We start from the raw sequence: 20,355 nt of genomic DNA, 5'->3' as shown, positions 1-20,355 counted from the left end.
CTCCGCCGTCCCGTGGCGGCCGGTCGTCACCGGGCGTCCGCCGCGGCCCGCGCGGTGAGCGCCTTGCGGTCCACCTTGCGGTTGGCGTTGAGCGGGAATTCCTCGACCCGCACGAAGCGGCGCGGGACCAGCGCGCGCGGCAGGAACGCCGCCAGGTCCTCGGCGAGCGCCGCGGGCGGCCGCTCCTCGCCGAGCAGGAAGGCGGTCAGTTCACCGTCCACCGCGACGGCCACCGCCTCCTTGACGCCGTCGACCTTGCGCAGCGCCCATTCGATCTCGGCCAGCTCCACCCGCACCCCGTGGATCTTCACCTGGTGGTCGCGCCGGCCCAGATAGGCCAGCTCGCCGCCCGGCAGATAGCGCACCAAGTCACCGGTGCGGTACCAGCGTTCGCCGTCCTGGTCGAGGAAGCGGCCCTCGTCGTCGGCCGGGTCGAGATAGCCGGGGAACATCTGGTCGCCGGTGACGCAGAGTTCACCGGTGCCGTCCGCCGCCTGCTCGTGCAGCAGGGCGCGCATCCCCGGGTGCAGGACGCCGATCGACACCACGTCGTTGACGCAGGAGTCCGGTGAGGTCGCCGGATCCCAGCGGTGCACGCTGCACGAAATGGTCAGCTCGGTCGGGCCGTAGAGATTCTCCACCATGGAACCCGGCGCCGCCGCGAGCCAGTCCGCCGCGTCGTGCGCGAGCAGCGGCTCCCCGCAGAACAGGCTCCAGCGCAGGCTCGGCATGCTGCCCGCGGGCAGCCCCCGGGGCCGTCGGCGCAGCAGCGACACCAGGCTCGGCGCGGAGAACCACACCGTGATGCCCTGCTCGGCGACGAACCGCTCCAGCGACGCGTACGCCGTCGGCGGCACGCTCACCACCGTCCCGCCGCTGCCCCAGCCGGTGAACAGGTCGAACATCGCCAGGTCGAAGGTGAGGTCGAAGGTCTGCGAGAACACGTCCCCGCTGTGGAATCCGTAGCGGTCGTGCACGAAACGGAGATAGGCGTCGACATTGCGGTGCAGGACGGGCACACCCTTGGGCGTACCGGTGGAACCGGACGTGAACAGGATGTAGGCGATGTCGTCGGGCAGCGTCGGCAGCGGCTGCTCCAGCGGCGGGCCGCCGGGCCCGGTGACCACCGGGATGCCGTCCAACACGCCCTCCAGGGACGCCAGTTCCGGCAGGACGGCCGCGCCGCGCTCGTCGGCGATCAGGGCGTCGAGGCCCGCGGCGCCGATCATGCGGGCGGTGCGGTCGGCCGGGAAGCCGGGGTGCAGCGGCACCACCGCCGCGCCCGCGAACTGCGCGGCCAGCAGCCCCGCGTAGGCGGTCACCGTACGGGAGGCCAGCAGGCCCACCCGGCGGGGCCGGCCGCCGGGCACCGCCGCGACGACCGTCCCGGCGAGCGCCAGCGCCAGCTCTTCGAGCTGACCGTAGTCCATGGACTCGGCGCCGACGCGCAGCGCCCGCGCCGAACGGTCCAGCGCCAGGCCGTGCCGGAACCAGTCGGTCAGGGTGCGGCCCGCGGGGACCGCCGCGCCCGGCGGCCGGCGCGTCCCCTCGTACGCCGGGCGGCGCACACAGTCAGTGGTGAGCAACTGGTGCCTCCCTGGCGTCCGTTGCCGACAGGCCCGGCAACTGCGGGCCGAACGCGCCGCGCAGCGCCCGGTCGACATAGCGGTGGGTGACCGCGGCCTGTTCCAGCACCGCGAAGTGCCCGCCGGTCAGCGTGTGCGTGGTGAACCGCCCGGTGGTCTGGTCCCGCCAGCCCGCCACGTCGGCGGTGCCGGCCCGCGGGTCGTCGGTCGCGGCCAGCGCCGTGATCGGCACGTCCAGCGGCGGCAGCGGCTCGTAGGAGTAGGAATCACGGACGGAGAAGTCCGCGACGAAGGGCGGCAGGATCATCCGCAGCACGGTCGGGTCGGTGAGCATCCACTCCGGGGTGCCGCCGATCCGCCGCAGCAGCGCCACGACCTGATCCTGCGTCATCCCGGCGACCGGCGGCTCACCGTCCTCCTGGAGGTCGGGCGCCGCGCACCCCGACACGAACAGGTGCACCGGCATCGGACCGCCGCGCCGCCGGATCTCCCGCACCAGCTCGAAGCCGACCAGCGCGCCCAGGCTGTGCCCGTACACCGCGTACGGCCGCGTCCCCCCGTCGGGGGAGGTGTCGGCCAGCACCGCGTCCGTCAGGTCCGGCACCAGCCGGTCCATCCGGTCGTACGGGGTGTCGCGCAGCCGGGTCTCCCGGCCGGGCGGCTGGACCGGGCGGACCGACACCGGCCCGAGCCGCCCGAACCAGGAGCGGTACGCCGAGGCCGAACCCCCGGCGTGCGGCAGGCAGTACAGCCGCACACCGTCGCAGCCGGGCTGCTCCGCGAACGGCAGCCAGGCCGTGCTGGGCGCCGCCCGCACCGCCGTGGTCACCGCGTCACCCGGACGTCGACATAGCCCGGCAGCGGCTGGATCTGCTCCAGGTCGGCCGCCAGCACCAGCCGGTCGCCCTCGCGCGCCACCTCGCGGAAACCGCTGAAGGCGTAGGTGATCTGCATCATCCGATTGCGGCCGGTCTCCACGAAGTCCGCCCGCAGGCCCGCGCCGGCCTCCGCGGCGCGCTCCATGATGTGGCTGAGCAGCACGGAGCCGACACCGCGGGACATCACCCGGCAGGACATCAGCATCATGTGCAGCTGCCAGTCCGGCTGCCCGGTCTCCACCAGCGCGAGACCGATCTTGCCGTAGGACCCGAACCGGTCGGTGAGCGTGGCGACCAGCAGCAGGTGGTCGGGGGACTCGCGCAGCTCGTCCAGCTCGTCGTAGGAGTAGGTGCGGCCTGTGGCGTTCAACTGGTTGGTGCGGATGGTGAGTTCCTCGGCGCGCTGGAGGTCCTCGCGGGCGGCCGGGGCGATGGTGAAGGTCATGCCCAGGCTGGCGAGGAATTCCTCGTTGGTGCCGACGAAGTCGCCCTCCACCTCGTCGCGGGCGAGCTGGCTCTGGTACATCCCGCGCCGCTGCGCCGACTCGTCGGAGACGAACCGCGGCCGGAATTCGGTCCTGTGCAGCTCGGTGTCGACGTCAGCTGCGTTGACCCGGGTGACCTCGGGCAGCGAGAACTCCATCTCGGCCAGCTCGAAGTCCTGGTCGTCGACGAACGCGAAGGCGTCGAGACCCAGGTTGAGCTTCGCCGAAATCTGCTTCACCGACTCCGACTTGGCGTTCCAGCCGATCCGCGGGTACAGGAACAGGTCCTCGATGCCGAAGTCGCGCAGCTTCGCGACCGCCGTGTCGTGGTCGTTCTTGCTCGCGATCGAGTGCAGGATGCCGAGGCCGTCCAGGCGGCGGATGTGCTCCACCACCCCGGGGCGCAGCGTGACGTCGCCGTCCTCCAGCAGCACCCCGTCCCACAGCGTGTTGTCCAGGTCCCAGACCACGCACTTGATCTTGCCCTGCTTGGGCTTGCGGTACGGGTCCGGCGCGGACGCCGGATCCGTGGCCGGCGCGGTGGCCAGCGGTTGCGTCAGTGTGCTCACAGTGCCCACTCCCGGTACGCCTCGTCAGCGATCGTGATCCGCTGGATCTCGTTGCTGCCCTCGATGATTTCCATGACCTTCGCGTCCCGGTACAGACGTGCCACCGGGAAGTCGGCGCTCATTCCGTTGGCGCCGTGGATCTGTACGGCCTCCGTGGAGTGCCGGGCCGCCGCGGTCGACGCGAAGTACTTCGCGACCCAAGTGGCCATGATGGTCGCCGGGTCCCCGGCGTCCTTGAGCAGTCCGGCCTGGTGGCAGAGCAGCCTGGCGGCCCGTACATCGGTCACCATGTCCGTCAACTTCGCCCGGATGAGCTGGAGTTCACGGAGCTTGCTGCCACCGACGGTGCGCTGCGCGGTGTAGAAGGCCGACGCCTCCAGGCAGCCCTGGACGATGCCGACCGAGCCGGACGCGACCGAGAAACGGCCCAGGTCCAGGGTGCCGCTGAGCACCATCCCGGAGGCGAAGGAGCTGGGCCCCAGCAGTGCGTCGGGGCCGAGCCGCACGTCGTCGAACTCCAGCTCCGCGATCAGCGACGCCCGGGTGCCGAGCACGTCCTCCAGCGGGATCACCCGCACGCCGGGTGACCGGCGCGGTACGAGCAGGGCGATCACGGAGGTCTCGGTGCGGGCGAACACCAGGAACAGATCCGCACGCTGGCCGCCGGTGATCCACTTCTTGCGGCCGTTGAGCCGCCAGCCGCCGGCCTCCTGGACGGCGGTGGTACGGATGCCGGCGGTGTCGCTGCCGCCGCCGGCCGGCTCGGAGAGGCAGAAGGCGCCGCGCACCGCGCCGGTGGCCAGCGACGGCGCCCACTGCTCGATCTGGGCGGGGCTGCCCCAGCGGAGCAGCGCCCACGACAGCATGGTGTGCACGGTGAGCAGCGACCGGACCGAGGAACACCCCCGGCCCACCTCCTCGTGCACCTGGCCGAGCGTCACCAGGTCAAGGTCCTGGCCGCCCAGTGCGGCCGGGTAGAAGGGGGCCCACAGGCCCGCCTCGCCGATCCGCTCCTGAATCTCCTCGGGGACCGCGCCCCGCCGGTCGTACGCGTCGGCCACCGGCATGATGTGGGTGTCGACGAACGCGCGTACGGAGTCCCGGTCGATCCGGGCCCCCGCCGGCGCCGCCTGTACGGGCGGCGCCGCGGTCAAGCTCGTCATGTCTGGCTCCTCAGTCGACGGAGACGGGGACGCTCCTGCGGGCCACCAGGTCCGCCATGGCCTCGACGGTGCGGAAGTTGTCGATGCGCAGCTCGTCGTTGGGGATGGTGAGACCGAAGGTCTTCTCGATGAACATCACCAGCTCCATCGCGAAGAGCGAGTTGATGTAGCCGAGGGAGAAGATGTCCTGGCCGGTCTCGATGCTGGCCTGCGGGAAGCGGGCCTCGATGAAGGAGAGGATCTGGGTCTGGGCGGTGGTGTACTCGGACATGGTCGTCATCCCTTGTTGTCGTAGGTGTAGAAGCCACGGCCGGTCTTCCGGCCGTGCAGTCCGGCGTCGGTCATCTGCTTGAGCAGCGGGCAGGGCCGGTACTTGCTGTCGGCGTAGTGCTCGTAGAGCACCTCGACGCTGTAGAGGATCGTGTCGACGCCGATCAGGTCGGCGGTCTCCAGCGGACCCATCGGGTGCCCGAAGCACCCGCGGAAGACCTCGTCCACCGACTCGGCGGTGGCGACGCCCTCGTGCACGAGGTAGGCGGCCTCGTTGACGGTGAGCATGAGCACCCGGTTGGAGACGAAGCCGGAGGCGTCCTTGACGTCCACCGCCTTCTTGCCCATGCCGCTGAGCAGCTGGCGGGTGACCTCGACGGTCTCCTGCGCGGTGTGGAAGCCGGGGATCAGCTCCACGACCGGCTTGGCCGGCACGGGGTTCATGAAGTGCACCCCGACGACCCGCTCCGGGTGGCTGCCGACGGCGGCGACCCGGGTGATCGGGATCGCGGAGGTGTTGACGATCACGACCGCCTCGGGGCTGAGGACGCGGTCCAGTTCGGCGTGCACCTCGCGCTTGATGTCCCAGTTCTCGGTGACGTTCTCGATCACGAAGTCGGCCTTGGCGAGCGCCTCGACGCCGACGGCGGTGGTGATCCGGCCCAGGATCTCGTCGGGGTCCAGGGCCGGCCCGCCCATCAGGCGGCTGAGCCGGCAGTTGCGGCTGATGGCCGCCTTGGCGTCGGTGAGGATCTGCTCGTCGATGTCGACGAGGACGGTCTCGTAACCGGACTGGGCGAGATTGTGTGCGACTCCGATGCCCATGACCCCGGCACCGACGACTCCTACGACGGTCATGATCTCTCCGCTTCCTTGGTGGTTTGTGCTGGCTGTTTTCGGGTGTGCTCGACCGCACGCGGTGCGCGGGGCCTGGTGCGGGTGGTGCCGTACGGGGTTGCGCTGCCGTGCTGCTGACGGGTGGTCAGCTCCGGCGGCGCCGGGCGGCGGTCTTCAGACCGGAGCGGCGCAGCCGCGCCTGCTCCTGGCCGTCGGGCTCCGGGACGGGCGCCGCGTCCGCGGCGGGGCCGTCCACGACCTTGGCGAGGGCCTCGACGGTCGGGGCCTCGTAGAGGATGTGCGGGGGGAGTTCGGCGCCTTCGAAGGCCCGGCGCAGCGCGGCCAGCAGGGCGATGCCGAGCAGGGAATTGCCGCCGAGTTCGAAGAAGTTGTCGCGGGCGCCGACCTTGTCGAGCTTGAGCATGTCGCCCCACACCGCGGCCAGTTTCTCCTCGGTGGGTCCGGCCGGCTCGCGGTACGGCGTCAGCAGCTCGGGCCGCGGGTGCCGGTCGCCTGCCTGACCGGCGCCGTCGGCCGGGGCCATCACGGCCTCGACGGTGAAGCCGGTGCTGTAGCTGACCATCGTCGGCAGGTCCTGCGTGGAGACCACGACCCGGGACTCGCCGGAGGCCAGGGCCCGCAGCAGCGACCGCCAGCCCTCCGCGAAGCTGATGCCGAAGGCGGCGCGGTGTGCGCGGAAGAAATTCTGGAGACCCTCGTCGTAACCCGACAGGCCCGAGTCCCAGGCGTTCCAGGTCCACTCGCCCCAGTCGACGGAGAGGATCCGCCGGCCGGCCGCGGCCTGCTGGGCGGCGTACCCGTCGAGGTACGCGTTGCCCGCGCAGTAGTCGACCTGGCCCGGGCCGCCGCCGGTGGCCGCGGTGATCGAGGAGAACAGGACCAGGAAGTCCAGTGCGACCTCATCAGGTTGACCGATACGTAGTGCTTTGTCCATAGCCCGGACGCCGGCAATTTTCGGCGCGAGGACGATCTCGGAGTCGTCGGCCTCCTTGAACTGGATCAGACCGGTGCCGGGCACACCGGCGGTGTGCAGGATGCCGTGCAGCGCGCCGAACCGCTCGCCGGCCACGTCAACGGCACGCCGGACGTCGTCCGCGCTCGCCACGTCACCCGTCACGATCTCGATCTCCGCGCCCAGCTCCAGGACGGCCAGCACGCGCCGCACCCGGTCGCGTACGGCCTCCTCGGCCGGCTCCGTGCCCGCGGCGATGCCCTCCCACCGCTCGCGCGGCGGCAGGCCCCTGCGGCCGAACAGCACCAGCCTGGCCCGGCATTGACGGGCCAGGTGCTCCGCCATGCCCAGGCCGATACCGCCCAGACCACCGGTGATCAGATAGACCCCGCGCTCGCGCAGCACCGCCGCGGCGCTCTCGTCGTCCGGCGCCGGCAGCAGGTCGTACCCGCACACCCACCGCCTGCTGCCGCGCAGCGCGACGGCGGCGTCCGTACGCGGCCTGCGCAGTTCGGCGACGATCGCGGCGGCCGGGGTGTCCGGCTCGGCATCGAGCAGTCTGGTGGTGACGTTCGGGTACTCCAGCGGCACCACGAGCGTCGGACCGATCAGCGTGGACGCCTCCGGGCGTACCTCGGAGCCGTCGAGCACCTGATGGGCGCCCGCGGTGACCATGTCCAACTGCCAGTCTCCAGCGCCCAGTTCACCGGCCGCGCGGGTCAGCGCCACCAAGGTGTGCAGACCGTACGCCACGGACTCGTCGGTGCCGCCCGGCCGTTCGGCGAGCGTCCACAGATGGACCACCCGCTCCAGGGCGAGCCCGCGCTGTTTCAGATCGCGCAGCACCGCCTGGGCGTCACCCGCGCTGCCCGGCCGCACCGTGTAACCCGTCGCCGGGTCCACCGACCAGCCGGCGCCCGGCCTGACCACACTGACCGTCGCCTCCTCGGCCGCCGCCGTCCGCACCAACTCGTCCAGTACGGCGTCGGCTTCGGACCCGTCGGCGTAGACCAGCCAGCTCGCGGGCTGCTTCCCCGCGGTCGCCGGCACGGCGGTCTGCCGCCACACCGGCTGCCACACCCACTGCTCCTCCGGCAGCTTCGGCACCCGGTCGATGTCCTCGAAGGTGGCCGGCACGCCGGGGGCGCCCGACGCGGTGACGGCCTGCGGCGCCTTCTTCGCACCGATCAGCGGGGTCTGCTCGATCCAGTAGCGCTGCCGCTGGAAGGGGTACGTGGGCAGCGGCACCCTGCCGGGCGCGGTGTCCCCGTGCAGCTCCGCGGTGCGCGGCGAACGGCCGTTGTAGGCCGCCCAGTCCAGGTCGACACCGGTCAGCCAGAGCCGGGAGACGGCCTCGGTCAGCACCAGGTCGGCCGGGCGCGGGTCGCTCTGCGCCGGCAGCGTCGCGGTGATCATCGGCCAGCGCTGCGGCGGGCAGCCCGCCCCGCGCACCATCGCGCCCAGCGACTGGCCGGGACCGATCTCCACCATCGCCAGCTCCGGGTCGGCCAGCAGCGTCTCCACCGCCGTCGCGAACCGCACCGGCTGGCACATGTGCGCCGCCCAGTACGCCGGGTCGCGCACCAGCCGGGCGTCGGCGACACCGCCGGTCACATTCGACAGGTACGGCAGCTTCGGCGCCCGCAGCGTGATGTTCTCCGCGACCCAGGTGGTCAGTTCGTCGGCGACCGGCGCCAGCATCCGGGAGTGGAAGGCGTGCGTGGTGCGCAGCGCGCGGCTGGGCACACCGTCCCGCTCCAGGTCGGCGGCGAGCGTCGTGAGCGCGTCGGACGGGCCGGCCACCACGACGGTCTGCGGGCCGTTGACCGCGGCGATGTCCAGGCCGCGCGCCTCCAGCCGGTAGCGGTCGCGCAGTTGCTCGGGCGCGAGCGGCACCGCGGCCATCGAACCCGTCTCCACCCCGGAGATCAGCTTCGCCCGGTACGCCACCAGCGCCAGCGCGTCCTCCAGCGACAGCACCCCGGCCAGGCACGCGGCGACGTACTCGCCGAGGCTGTAGCCGAGCATCAGCGACGGCGTCGCGCCCCAGGCCAGCAGCGTCGAGGCCAGCGCGTAGTCCACCGCGAACAGCAGCGGCTGCACCACCTCGGTGCGCTCCAGCTCCGCGGCCCGGTCGTCGGCCGCGCCGGTCGCCCGGCCCAGCAGCGCCGCCAGGTCCATGCCGCCGCCCGGCCGGTCGCCGGTCAGCAGCCCCGCCAGGTCGGTGCCCGGCAGGTGCGGGGCCAGCAGCGCCAGGCAGCGGTCCAGCTCGGCGCGGAACACCGGCTCGTGCCGGTGCAGTTCACCGACCAGACCCGGATACTGCTCGCCGACCCCGGCGAAGAGGAACGCCACCGGGCGGCCGTGCGCGGTCTCCACCCGGCCCGTCAGCGGCGCGCCGTCGTCCTCGCCGGCCAGCGCCGTCACGGCCTGCTCGACGCCGGAGACGACCGTGGCCCTGCGGTGCTCGAAGGTCTTGCGGCCGACCTGGAGGGTGTACGCCACATCGGCGACGGCGGCGCCGGACGTGGCGGCCAGGTGCTCGCCGAGATTGCGCACCGCCTGATCGGCGGCGTCCCCGGTACGGGCCGAGACCGGCAGGAAGTGGTGCCGCCTGCCGCCCGCGGCGCCGCCCGGACCCGACCGCCGGGACGGCGGCTCCTCCACGACCACATGCACGTTGGTGCCTCCCATGCCCAGCGAGTTGAGTCCGGCGATCCGCGGCCTGCCGTCCCGCTCGGGCCACTCGGTCAGCGCCGTGTTGACGTAGAAGGGGCTGTCGGTGAAGTCGATCTGCGGGTTGGGCGCGGTGAAGTGCAGCGTCGCCGGAACGGCCCGCTCGCGTACGGTCAGCACCGTCTTGATCAGTCCCGCGGTGCCCGAAGCGTGGTTGAGGTGACCGATGTTGGTCTTCACCGCGCCGATCGGGATGCTCGCCGGGCCGCCGGCCGGGCCGAACGCCCGGTTCAGCGCGGTCAGTTCGATCGGGTCGCCGATCGGGGTCGCCGTGCCGTGCGCCTCGACGTAGCCGATGTCCTCCGGGCGCACCCGGGCGTCGGCGAGCGCGTCCTGCACCACACGGGCCTGCCCGGCCACGCTCGGCGCGGTGTAACCCACCTTCAGGGCGCCGTCGTTGTTGATCGCCGAGCCGCGGATCACCGCGTGCACGGTGTCGCCGTCGCGCAGCGCGTCCGACAGCCGCTTCAGCACCACGACGGTCGCGCCGTCGCCGAACATCGAGCCGCTGGCCTGCGCGTCGAAGGTCCGCACATGGCCGTCGTGCGACTCCATGCCGCCCTGCTGGCGGCGGTGGCCCACCCGGTCGGGGACGCTGATCGACACCCCGCCCGCGAGCGCCATCTCGCACTCGCCGGACCGCAGGCTCTGCACCGCCAGGTGCACGCCGACCAGCGAGGTCGAGCAGAAGGTCTGCACCGCGACGCTCGGACCGCGCAGGTCGAACAGGTACGACACGGACGTGGTCAGCGCGTCCTTGTCGTTGCTCATGATGATCTCGTACGGGCTGATGTCGCCCGCGGCGAGCTGCGAGGTCATGCCGAACAGGTACGTGCTCAGGTTGGAGCCGCCGAACACGCCGATCCGGTCGCGGTACGCCTCGTTGGCGTAGCCCGCGTGCTCCAGGCCCTCCCAGCAGACCTCCAGGAACAGCCGCTGCTGCGGGTCGGTGAGCGCCGCCATCCGCGGGCTCATCCCGAAGAAGCCGGCGTCGAAGCCGCTGATGTCGTCCAGCACGGCGCGCGCGGGCACGTACTCCGGGTCGTTGACCGTCTCCGGGTCGACACCGGCCTCGATCAGTTCCTCCGGGGTGAAGAAGCGGATCGACTCCACGCCGTCGCACAGATTCCGCCAGAAGGCGGCGATGTCGCCCGCGCCGGGGAAGCGGCCCGCCATGCCGACGACGGCGATACGGCGGTCCAGGTCGGGGGTCTCCGGGCCGTCGACCGGCCGGGGGGCGGCGACGGGCTGCGGGGACACGGGGACGGGCGCCGGAGCCGGAACCGGAGCCTGAGCTGCCGGAGCCGGTACGGGTGCCGGGGCCGGCGCCGCGACGGGCGCGGGGGCCGGTGCGGGCGACTGCGTACGGGCCGGGGCGGGCGCCTTGGCCGGCGCCTTGTCCTGGTCCAGGACGGCGGCCAGCCGGTGCACGGTCGGTGCCTCGAAGAGCGTCACCGTCGGCACGGTCACCCCGAAGCGGGTCTTGACGGTCGCCAGCATCTGGAGGGCGAAGAGCGAACTGCCGCCCAGGTCGAAGAAATTGTCGCGGGTGCCGACCGGTTCGACGCCGAGCGTCTGCGTCCACAGCGCGCACAGCTCGCGCTCGGTCGCGGTCAGCGGCGCGGTGTACGGCTGCGGCAGGTCGGGCCGGGGGAAGGACGCCACCGGGGCCGCGTCGTCCGTACCGCCCGTACCGCCCGTACCGCCCGCGTCCGCGGTGACCGGCACCGGCCGGGAGGGCAGCCGGTCGGTCAGGCCGCCGGCCGCCACGACCACGGACGGCAGCGGCTGGGCCACCGCACGGTCCAGCGCCGTCAGCGACTGCTCGGCGGTCATCGCGTGCGCCGCCATCGACGCGCCCGTGCGGCCCTCGACCCTGGCCAGGGTCGGCGCCCAGGTGTCCCAGGCGGCCGACGTCCAGCGGGTCGGGCCCGTGCCCGGGCCCGCCAGGGCCGCGAGGGCGGCGTTGGCCGCCGCGTAGCTGCCGAAGGCCAGGCCGCCCAGGTGCGCGGAGGTGGACGAGAACAGCAGCACCCAGCGCGGCGCGTGGTCGGCCGCGAGCCCGTCGACGGCGGCGCGCAGCACACGCGCGCCCTCGTACTTGGCCCCGAAGTGCCGTGCCACCGTGGTGTCCTGAAGGGCACTCAGCGGCAGGAAGGTGTCCTCGGAGGTGTCGGCCGCCGCGTGCACGATGCCGTCGAAGCCCGCCACGAAGCCGGTCGCGGTGCCCTCGGCGTCGAGCAGGGCGCTCACGGCGTCGGCGTCGGTGACGTCCAGCCGGGCGACCTCGACGTCCGCGCCGAGGGCGCGCAGCCGGACGACCGCCTGGCGGCGCGGGTCGGCGGGGTCGGCCGGCAGGCCGGTGCGGCCGGCCAGCACCACGCGCCCGGCGCCGTCGCGGATCAGGTGCTCCGCGACCATCAGGCCCACGTCGCCGAGGCCGCCGGTGATCAGGTAGCTTCCGCCGGGCACGACCACGGCCGTGTCGTCGGCGACGGCGTCGGTCCCGCCACCCGGCCGGACCGGGGCATCCGCGGCCGTGCCGCTGTCGGCGCTGTCGAGCGGCCGGTAGCCGGGGGTGTGGCGCCGTCCGCCCCGGTAGGCGGTGAGCACCGGGCCCTCGGCCAGGGCGAGTTCGGCCGCGACCTGCGCCGCCGCCTCCGCCGGGCCGTCCGCCGGGTCGAGGTCGATGCCCCGGGCGTCGAGCCCCGGGTACTCCTGCCCCGCCACCACCGGCAGCACGGCCACCGCGGCCTGCGCGGGCACCGCCCGCTCGCCCGCACCAACCGTCTGCCCGCCGCGCGTCACCACGACGACCCCGGCGGCGTCGCCATGCGCGGCGATCACCCGCGACACATCCAGCACGACCCGCGCCGGATCGGCGTCCACCCCGTCCGCGTCCAGCGCGGACAGCACGACCACGGTCAACTGACCGTCCCCGTCGGGAACATCACCCGCACCGGCACCCGCACCCGACCGTACGGTCACGTCCTCGGCGCCGCTGCCCCGCAGCCGCCCGGCCAGCGCATCGGCAACCCCACCCGCGTCCGCGTACACCAGGAACCGCCCGGTGACGGGCCCACCGGCCGATTTCGGCTCGGCCGTAGTGGAGCTGCCCCCCGCAGGGGTCCACACCCGGTCCAGCAGCTGGACGTGGTCCGCCGAGTCCGGCGCCGTAGTGACGTTGCCGGCTGAGGCGACAGTGCGGGTCGGGGTCGTGGGGGCCTGAGCGGCAGCGGTCGGGGCGTCGATCCAGTAGCGGGAACGCTGGAAGGGGTAGCCGGGGAGCTTCGTGCGGAGCACGTCGCGGCCCTGGTGGTAGCCGGACCAGTCGATGTCGACGCCGGTCAGCCAGAGGCGGCCGATGGCCTCGGCGAGGACGGTGCCCGCCTCGCGGGGGTCGTCGCCGCCGGGGACCGCGGGGACCAGGAGGTCGCCGTGGCCGGCGGTGAAGGAGACATGGGCGCGCAGGGCGTCCCCGAGAGAGCCGTCACCGATTTCCAGCAGCGCGTGGTCGCCGAGCGCGAGCAGCGCGTCGAAGGCGGCGTCGCGCCCGTCGTCCCCGCCGGAGCGCGGGCCGGTCCAGTGCGCCGGGTCGGTGGCCTCGGCCGCGGTGAGGGCGCCGCCGGTCGCGGCGGAGAGCAGCGTCGTGGTGGGCGCGGCGAGCGCGATCGCGTCACCCGCGCCGCCCTCGGCGCGCAGCCGCAGCAGCCGGAAGGCGTCCTGGAGGGAGAAGACCCCGGTCAGGCACCCGGCGACGTATTCGCCGACCCCGTGCCCGAGAACGGCACCCGGCTCGACGCCCCAGGAGCGGACCAGCGCGGCGAGCGCGTAGCCGACGGCGAAGGCACGGTGGCCGTCCTGGTCGCCGCCGCCGGTCCGGTCGGGCGCCAGCAGCCCGGCGAGCGGCGCGCCGCCGACCGCCTGGGCGGCGGCCCGGCACTCGTCGAGCGCGGCCCGGAACGCCGGCTCGCAGTCGTAGAGTTCGGCCGCCGCGGCCGGATACGGCTCCGCGGTGCCGGTCAGCAGGAAGGCGACCGGGCGCTCCGTCGTACCGTCGGCCCGCCCGATCGCGGACCCGGCACGCAGCTCGCGCGCCGCGCCGGCCGCCGAGTCCGCGACCAGCGCGCGCCGGTGCGCGAAGCGCCGCCGCCCGGTCTGGAGCGTGTAGGCGACATCGGCGAGACCGGCGCCGAGCGTGGTGTCCGCGTCGTCCACGGTGTCCAGGTGCGCCGTCAGATTGGCGGTCGCCTCGTCGGCCGCCTCGGCGGTCCGCGCCGACCACACCAGCAGCTCGCTGCGGCGGCCCGCGCCGGGCTCACCGCTGCGGGCGGCCAGCGGCGGCGCCTCCTCCAGGATCACATGGGCGTTGGTGCCGCCGATACCGAAAGCGCTGACGCCCGCCCGGCGCACCCGCTCGCCCTGCGGCCACGGGTGACGCTCCGTCAGCACCGTCAGCCGGGCCGAACCGGACTCCAACTGCGGGTTCGGCGCCGTGTAGTTGCGGGTCGCCGGGATCTCACCGTGGTGCAGCGACAGCGCCGTCTTGATCAGGCCGGTCACACCGGCCGCGCGGTCCAGGTGCCCGACATTGGTCTTGACCGAGCCGATCAGCACCTCCTTGCCGTCGAACACCTGCTGGAGTGCGGCCAGTTCGGCCGCGTCGCCGAGCGCGGTGCCGGTGCCGTGCGCCTCGATGTAGTCGATGTCCTCCGGTTCGAGACCGGTCGCGGCGAGCGCCTCGGCGATCACCTCGGCCTGGCCGCTGACGCCCGGCGCGGTGAAACCGACCTTGCGGCCCGCGTCGTTGTTGACGGCCCAGCCGCGGATCACCGCGTACACCTGGTCGCCGTCGTCGAGCGCGTCGGACAGCCGGCGCAGCGCCACCACACCGACGCCGTTGCCGACCAGGCTGCCCTGGCCCGAGGCGTCGAAGGCGCGGCACTCGCCGTCCGGGGAGCTGATGCCGCCCGGCTGGTACAGGTAGCCGGTGTCGTCCGGGACGCCGATCGCGGCGCCGCCGGCCAGCGCGAGGTCGCACTCGAAGGCGGCCAGGCTGGTGGCGGCGGCGCACACCGCGACCAGGGACGTCGAGCAGTAGCTCTGGATGCCGTAGGCCGGGCCGGAAAGGCCCAGGGTGTGGGCGACCCGCAGAGTGAGGGAGTCCTTGTCGTTGGCCAGGCCGACGGTCAGTTCGCCGACGCTGCGGCCGATGCCGGACGGCGCCACGTTCCGGGTCAGATACGTGCTGATGGCGCAGCCGGCGAAGACACCGATCGAGCCGTCGAAGCTCGCCGGGTCGCAGCCCGCGTCCTCCAGCGCGTGCCAGCTGTGCTCCAGGAAGAGTCGGTGCTGCGGGTCGAGGATCTGCGCCTCCTTCGGGTTGATCCCGAAGAAGTCCGCGTCGAAGCGGTCGATCCCGTCGATCCGGGCGCCCGCCTTGACGTAGGCGGGGTCGTCGATCAGTTCCTGCGTCACACCGGCGGCGCGCAGCTGGTCGTCGGTGAAGCGGGTGATGCCCGAGCGGCCGTCGCGCAGCGCGGACCAGAGTTCCGTGACGTCGGCGGCGCCGGGGAACCGCCCTGCGAGGCCGACGATGGCGATGTCCATCGGTGACACCTCGGTGGGTATGCGTGGCATGGATCCGTCCTCCTAGTTCCGGGTCGTGGAAGGCTGGGCACCGCGGGCGCGGCGCCGTCTCTCGCCCCGGGCGAGGCCGGAGTCGCGTGCTGTGGTGGTGGCGGTCGGCCGGGCCGTACCGCCGTCGAGTGCCGCCGCGAAGGCGGCGACCGTGGGGTGTTCGAACAGGACGGCCGGGGCGATCCTGCGGTCGAGCCGTTTCTCGATGTCGGCGACCATCGCCATGCCGACCAGGGAGTTGCCGCCCAGGTCGAAGAACGGGTCGTGCACCCCGATGCCGTCGATGCCGAGGTGGCGACCCCAGCTGTCGGCGATCACCGTCTCCAACTCGGTGCGCGGGGCCGCGAATTCGGTCCGCAGCCGCGGTCGCGGGAAGCGCGGCCGTTCGGTGTCGGCGGGCGTGCCCGCCGCGACCAGCGCGTCCAGGTCGGTCAGGCCCGCCCACTCGCGCAGCCCCTCGGCGATCGGCATCCGCACCGCCATCAGGCTGCCGCGGGCGGCGCCCGCAAGACGGCCGAGCAGGGCGTTGCCGCCGGCCTCGGAGAAGCCGTACGCCGCGCGGTGCTCGCGCACCCGCTCGGCCAGTGCCCCGCCGCCCGCCTCGGCCTGCCAGGCGTCGTGCCGCCACGGTCCCCAGGCGACGCTCAGCACCCGCGTGGCGGGCGCGGCGGCGTCGGCGAGCGCGGCGCCGTAGGCGTCCAGGACGGTGTTGGCGGCGCTGTAGTCGCCCTCGCCGAGGCCGCCGAAGACGCTGACGGCGGAGGAGTAGAGGACGATCAGCTCGGGCCGCTGCTCGGCCGGTGTTCCCGGGCCGACGAGTTCGGCCAGCGGGCCCATCGCCAGCACCTTGGGCGCCAGCACCTTCCGGGCGGTCGCGGGCGTCAGCCGTACGGCCATGCCGCCCGCCGCGACACCCGCCGCGTGCAGCACACCGGTCAGCGTGCCGAACCGCTCCCGGCACGCCCGGACCGCCGCCCGCAGCTGCGCCGGCTCGCCGACGTCCGCGGTCAGCAGCAGCACCTCGGCGCCCGCCGCCTCCAACTCCGCGACGTCACGCAGACTTTGCGCCGCTGCCCCGTCCGGCTCCGCCACCGCGGCGGCCCGCAGATCGGTCCGCCCGACCAGCGCCAGCCGCCGGGCCCCGGACCGTACGAGCTCCCGCGCCACCCCGAGGCCCAGACCGCGGGTCCCGCCGGTGACCAGATACGCGCCGTCGGCGCGGACGGGGAAGGCGCCGGCGCTGCCGCCGGGCGTGCCGTCCTGCGTGCGGTCGGCCCCGGCCGGGACGGTGCCGGTGGCGTCAACCGGACCTGTGGCGCCGGTGGTCGCGTCGGCGCGGACGAAGTTCGCGGGCGTGCGGTCGGCCGTGCGGCCGGTCCCGGCCGGGGGCGTGGTGCCGCTCGTACGGTCGGCCCCTGCCGCGATCGAGGTCGTGGTGTCGGTCCCCGCGGGGGGCGCGGGCAGGGGCACCAGGCGCCAGTCCTTCAGGTGGCGGCGGGCGGAGCGCCAGGCGATCAGGGACGGGGTGGTGGCGGGGTCGGCGGGGTGCCAGTCGCGGTGGGCGACCTCCTCGGCGAGGTGGGCGGCCGAGAGGCCGGCGGGGGAGGCCGGGTCGAGGTCGACGCCGCGCCAGGCGGTGCCGGGCTGTTCGGCGTGGGCGATACGGGCGAAGCCGTGGGCCAGGGCGCGGTCCGGCGCGGTGCAGTCGCCGCCGTGCACCTGGGCGGCGCCCGCGGTCACGGTCAGCAGCCGCACCCCGCGCTCGGCAGCGGGACCGGCGAGCGCCTGCACGGTCAGCAGCAGGCTGTCGAAGCCGAGCCGTACCGCGCGGACCAGCTCGGCGTCGTCCGCGAACAGCGGCGTACGGGCGGGCTCGCGCAGGCTCCACAGGTGGACGACGCGCAGCGGCCCCTCCGTACCGGCCTGGGCCTCCGCGACGACGCGGCGGTACTGCTCGGGGTCGGCCGGGTCGATGACGACCCGGCGCCCCTCGCGCCGCCAGCCGGCTCCGGGCACTACCTCGGTGACGGGTGCGCCGTCGGCCGCCAGCAGGTCCGCGAGGCGGGAACCGACGGAACCGGTGCCGTCGCCCTCGCCGAACACCAGCACGGGCGCGGTCGGTTCTGCGGCGACCGGCGCGGGCGAGGTGACGTCCTGCTGCCAGGACGGCGCGTAGCAGTAGTCGTCGGGCCGTACGGCGCCGGGCGTACCGGCCGCCGCAGTGGTCGAAGCCGTACCCGTACCCGTACGCGGCCAGTAACGGGTGCGCTGGAAGGGGTAGTTGGGCAACCCGACCAGCGTGCCCGGCCGGTCGCCGCGCAGCGCCGCCCAGTCCAGGGCCACGCCCAGCTCCCACAGCCGGCCGCAGGTCTCCAGCAGCCGGGTGCGGTCGTCGCAGACGCCGCCGGCCGACCACCGGGCCGGGAGGGTGCCCAGCACGGTGACGGCGGCGCCGCTGTCGTTCTGCCGCAGCAGACCGCCGAGCGTCTGGCCCGGGCCCAGCTCCACATAGCCGTCCACGCCCAGCTCCGCGCAGGCCGCCAGGCCGTCCGCGAAGCGCACCGGGCTGGTCAGGTGGTCGGCCCAGTAGCCGGGGTCGGCGGCCTGCTCGGCGGTGAGCGGGGCGCCGGTGACATTGGAGACGACCGTGACGCGCGGCGCCTGCCGCGGGACGGCGGCGACAGCCGCCGCCAGCGCCTCGCGGGCCGGTGCGAGCAGCGCCGAGTGGAAGGGGTGCGCTGAGCGCAACTGCCGTGCGGCGACGCCCTGTTCGGCAAGGTGTCGGGCGGCGGTCTCCACCGCCTCGGGCGCGCCGCTGACCACCGTCATGGTGGGGCCGTTGGCGGCGGCGACGTCCACCGGGGCGCCGCAGGCGGCCAGTTCGGCCGCGACCCGTTCGGCGTCGGCGGCCACCGCGAGCATCCGGCCCGCGGGCGCCGCCTCGATCAGCCGGGCACGGGTGGCCACCAGCCCCAGCGCGTCGGAGAGTTCGAAGACCCCGGCCAGCGTCGCGGCGACGTACTCGCCGAGGCTGTAGCCGATCAGCAGATCCGGCCGCACCCCGCGGTCCGCCAGCAGCCGCGCCAGCGCGTACTCCACGGTGAACAGCGACAGGTGCGCGATCTCGGCGTGGCTGTCCGGGTCGTCGGCGGGGTCGGGACCGCTGCCGGGCCGCGTCATGAAGCCGCCGCCCGCGGGTGCCTGCTCGACCTCGCCGAGCAGCGCCTCGCGCAGGTCCGCGCCGCAGCGCTCCGCCGCCAGACCCAGGCACTCCTCGACCGCGGCGGCGAACACCGGTTCCGTACCGTGCAGTTCGCGGGCCATGCCCCGGTAGTGGTCGCCGGTGCCGGGCAGCAGATAGGCGACCTTCGGCCGGCCCTTCACCCGCCGTACCCCGGGGCCGCCGTCCGCCATCGCCGCCGCGGCCCCGGCGGCGTCGTCGGCCACCACGGCCCGGCGGAATTCCAGCCCGGCCCGCCCGCTCTGCAAGGTGTACGCCAGGTCCCCGAGTCCGGTCCCGCCGGCCGCCCCGGCCAGCGCCGTCAGCCGCGCCCCGAGCGCGTCCTGGTCGGCGGCGGACACCGGCAGCAGTTCGGGTGCACCGAACGCGGCACCCGAACCGGCTGCACCTGAAAGGGCGTTGGCCTCGCGCGGCGACGGGCCGCCGTCCGAATCATTGGCACCGGCGGCCTTCTCCGCACCGCCGACCGTCACCCCCGCGCCCGGCGCGGACGCCGGACCCGTCCCGTCCGCCGCGCCGAGCACCACGTGCGCGTTCGTCCCGCACCAGCCGAAGGAGCTGACGCCGACCAGCTGCGGCAGCGTCTCGTCCGCCGGGAGCGGACGGGGACCGGCGGCCGGGCGGAGGGCGCCCGCGGCGAGGGCGGTCTCGGAGGGCGTGGTCATGTTGAGGTTGCGGGGCACCGTGCGGTGCTTGAGGGCGAGCACGGCCTTGATGAGGCCCGCCATGCCGGCGGCGGCCTGGGTGTGGCCGATGTTGGTCTTCACCGCGCCCACGTGCAGCGGGCGTTCCTCCGGCCGGCGGCCGAACACATCGGTGAGGGCGCCCAGTTCGATGGCGTCGCCGAGCTTGGTGCCGGAGCCGTGCGCCTCGACGTAGGCGATGTCGTCGGGTGTCGCCCGCGCGGCGGTCAGCGCCCGCCGGATGACGTCCACCTGGGCGCCCCGGCTGGGCGCGGTCAGGCCGTTGCTGCGACCGTCCTGATTGACGGCGCTGCCGCGGATGACGGCGTGCACCCGGTGCCCGGCCCGTACGGCGTCGGACAGCCGCTCCAGGACGACGACCCCCGCGCCCTCGCCGAGCACATAGCCGTCGGCGCTCTCGTCGAAGGTCTTGCACATCCCGTCGGGCGCGAGCATCGAGGTGGCGCAGGCGTTGACGTACATGTCGGTGTGCAGCAGCAGGAAGGCGCCGCCGGCCACCGCGAGGTCGCACTCGCCGCGGCGCAGCGCCGTACCGGCCTGGTGGACCGCGACCAGCGACGACGAGCAGGCGGTGTCCAGCGTGGCCGCGGGGCCGCGCAGGTCGAAGTGGTACGCGAGCCGGCCGGCCACGACACTGGCGGAACCGCCCTGCCCGCCGTACGGGTCGCGCAGCACCCCCTGGCCCTCGTCGGCCTGTTCCAGCCGCAGGTACTGGAGGATGTCGGAGAAGCCGACCATCACCGCGGTGCGGCTGCCGGCCAGGCTCGGCGGCGGTGTGCCCGCGTCCTCCAGCGCCTCCCACGTCAGCTCCATCAGCAGCCGCTGCTGCGGGTCCATCCGCAGCGCCTCCTGCGGGGAGCTGCCGAAGAACTGCGCGTCCCAGCCCGCCACGTCCTCCAGGAACGCGCCGCGCGTGGTGTAGACGCCGTCGTTCTCGACGTGCGGCGTCAGGTCGAAGCGCCCGCCGGGCACCTCGTCCAGGACCGCGGACCTGCCCTGGTCGAGCAGGTCCCAGTAGGCGTCGACCGAACCGGCGCCGGGGAAGCGGCACGACATGCCGACGACCGCGATCGGCTCGTGCGTCTGCGCCTGTGCCTCGGCCAGCCGGCGCCTGGCGTCACCCAGGTCGACCGTGGCCTTCTTGAGGTATTCGCGGAGTCTGTCCTCGCCTGCCATCTTCCTGCCTCTGCCTTTTCCTCAGCCGATGGGTGAACCGGTTCGTGGACGGGGATGCGCGGTACGCGGTGGCCGGGGCCGTGCCCGGGCCGGAACC

8 protein-coding genes are annotated in these 20,355 nt (G+C 74.2%); all 8 read right to left on the bottom strand.

Going from position 1 to position 20,355, the window contains the following annotated elements; genetic code table 11:
* Positions 1–26 precede the first annotated feature (26 nt).
* The gene (locus tag BM076_RS12235; protein WP_245796004.1) at positions 27–1,586 is read right to left on the bottom strand and encodes an AMP-binding protein; all 1,560 of its coding nucleotides are present in this window, start codon (positions 1,584–1,586) and stop codon (positions 27–29) included.
* Positions 1,573–2,415 (bottom strand): thioesterase II family protein, encoded by an 843-nt coding sequence (locus BM076_RS12230; protein WP_093713498.1) that lies wholly within the window; start codon positions 2,413–2,415, stop codon positions 1,573–1,575. The genes BM076_RS12235 and BM076_RS12230 overlap by 14 nt, the downstream gene beginning before the upstream one ends.
* Complete coding sequence (locus BM076_RS12225) at positions 2,412–3,518, bottom strand: HAD-IIIC family phosphatase (protein ID WP_245796003.1); 1,107 nt, start codon at positions 3,516–3,518, stop codon at positions 2,412–2,414. The genes BM076_RS12230 and BM076_RS12225 overlap by 4 nt, the downstream gene beginning before the upstream one ends.
* The gene (locus BM076_RS12220; protein ID WP_093713497.1) at positions 3,515–4,681 is read right to left on the bottom strand and encodes an acyl-CoA dehydrogenase family protein; all 1,167 of its coding nucleotides are present in this window, start codon (positions 4,679–4,681) and stop codon (positions 3,515–3,517) included. The genes BM076_RS12225 and BM076_RS12220 overlap by 4 nt, the downstream gene beginning before the upstream one ends.
* Before the next feature lie 10 nt (positions 4,682–4,691).
* Complete coding sequence (locus BM076_RS12215; RefSeq protein ID WP_218160066.1) at positions 4,692–4,961, bottom strand: acyl carrier protein; 270 nt, start codon at positions 4,959–4,961, stop codon at positions 4,692–4,694.
* Positions 4,958–5,809, bottom strand: coding sequence for a 3-hydroxyacyl-CoA dehydrogenase family protein (locus BM076_RS12210; protein ID WP_093713495.1), 852 nt, complete (start codon positions 5,807–5,809; stop codon positions 4,958–4,960). Before BM076_RS12210 ends, BM076_RS12215 begins: the two co-directional genes overlap by 4 nt.
* A 124-nt stretch (positions 5,810–5,933) precedes the next feature.
* Positions 5,934–15,137, bottom strand: coding sequence for a type I polyketide synthase (locus BM076_RS38175; RefSeq protein WP_093713494.1), 9,204 nt, complete (start codon positions 15,135–15,137; stop codon positions 5,934–5,936).
* Between the two features lie 12 nt (positions 15,138–15,149).
* Positions 15,150–20,258 (bottom strand): type I polyketide synthase, encoded by a 5,109-nt coding sequence (locus BM076_RS12200; RefSeq protein ID WP_093713493.1) that lies wholly within the window; start codon positions 20,256–20,258, stop codon positions 15,150–15,152.
* Positions 20,259–20,355: the final 97 nt, after the last annotated feature.

The sequence above is a fragment of the Actinacidiphila alni genome, assembly GCF_900112845.1.
Taxonomy (GTDB): Bacteria; Actinomycetota; Actinomycetes; order Streptomycetales; family Streptomycetaceae; genus Actinacidiphila; species Actinacidiphila alni.
The sequence above is the reverse complement of the archived record's forward strand: the minus strand, read 5'-3'. Positions and strand labels throughout refer to the sequence as shown.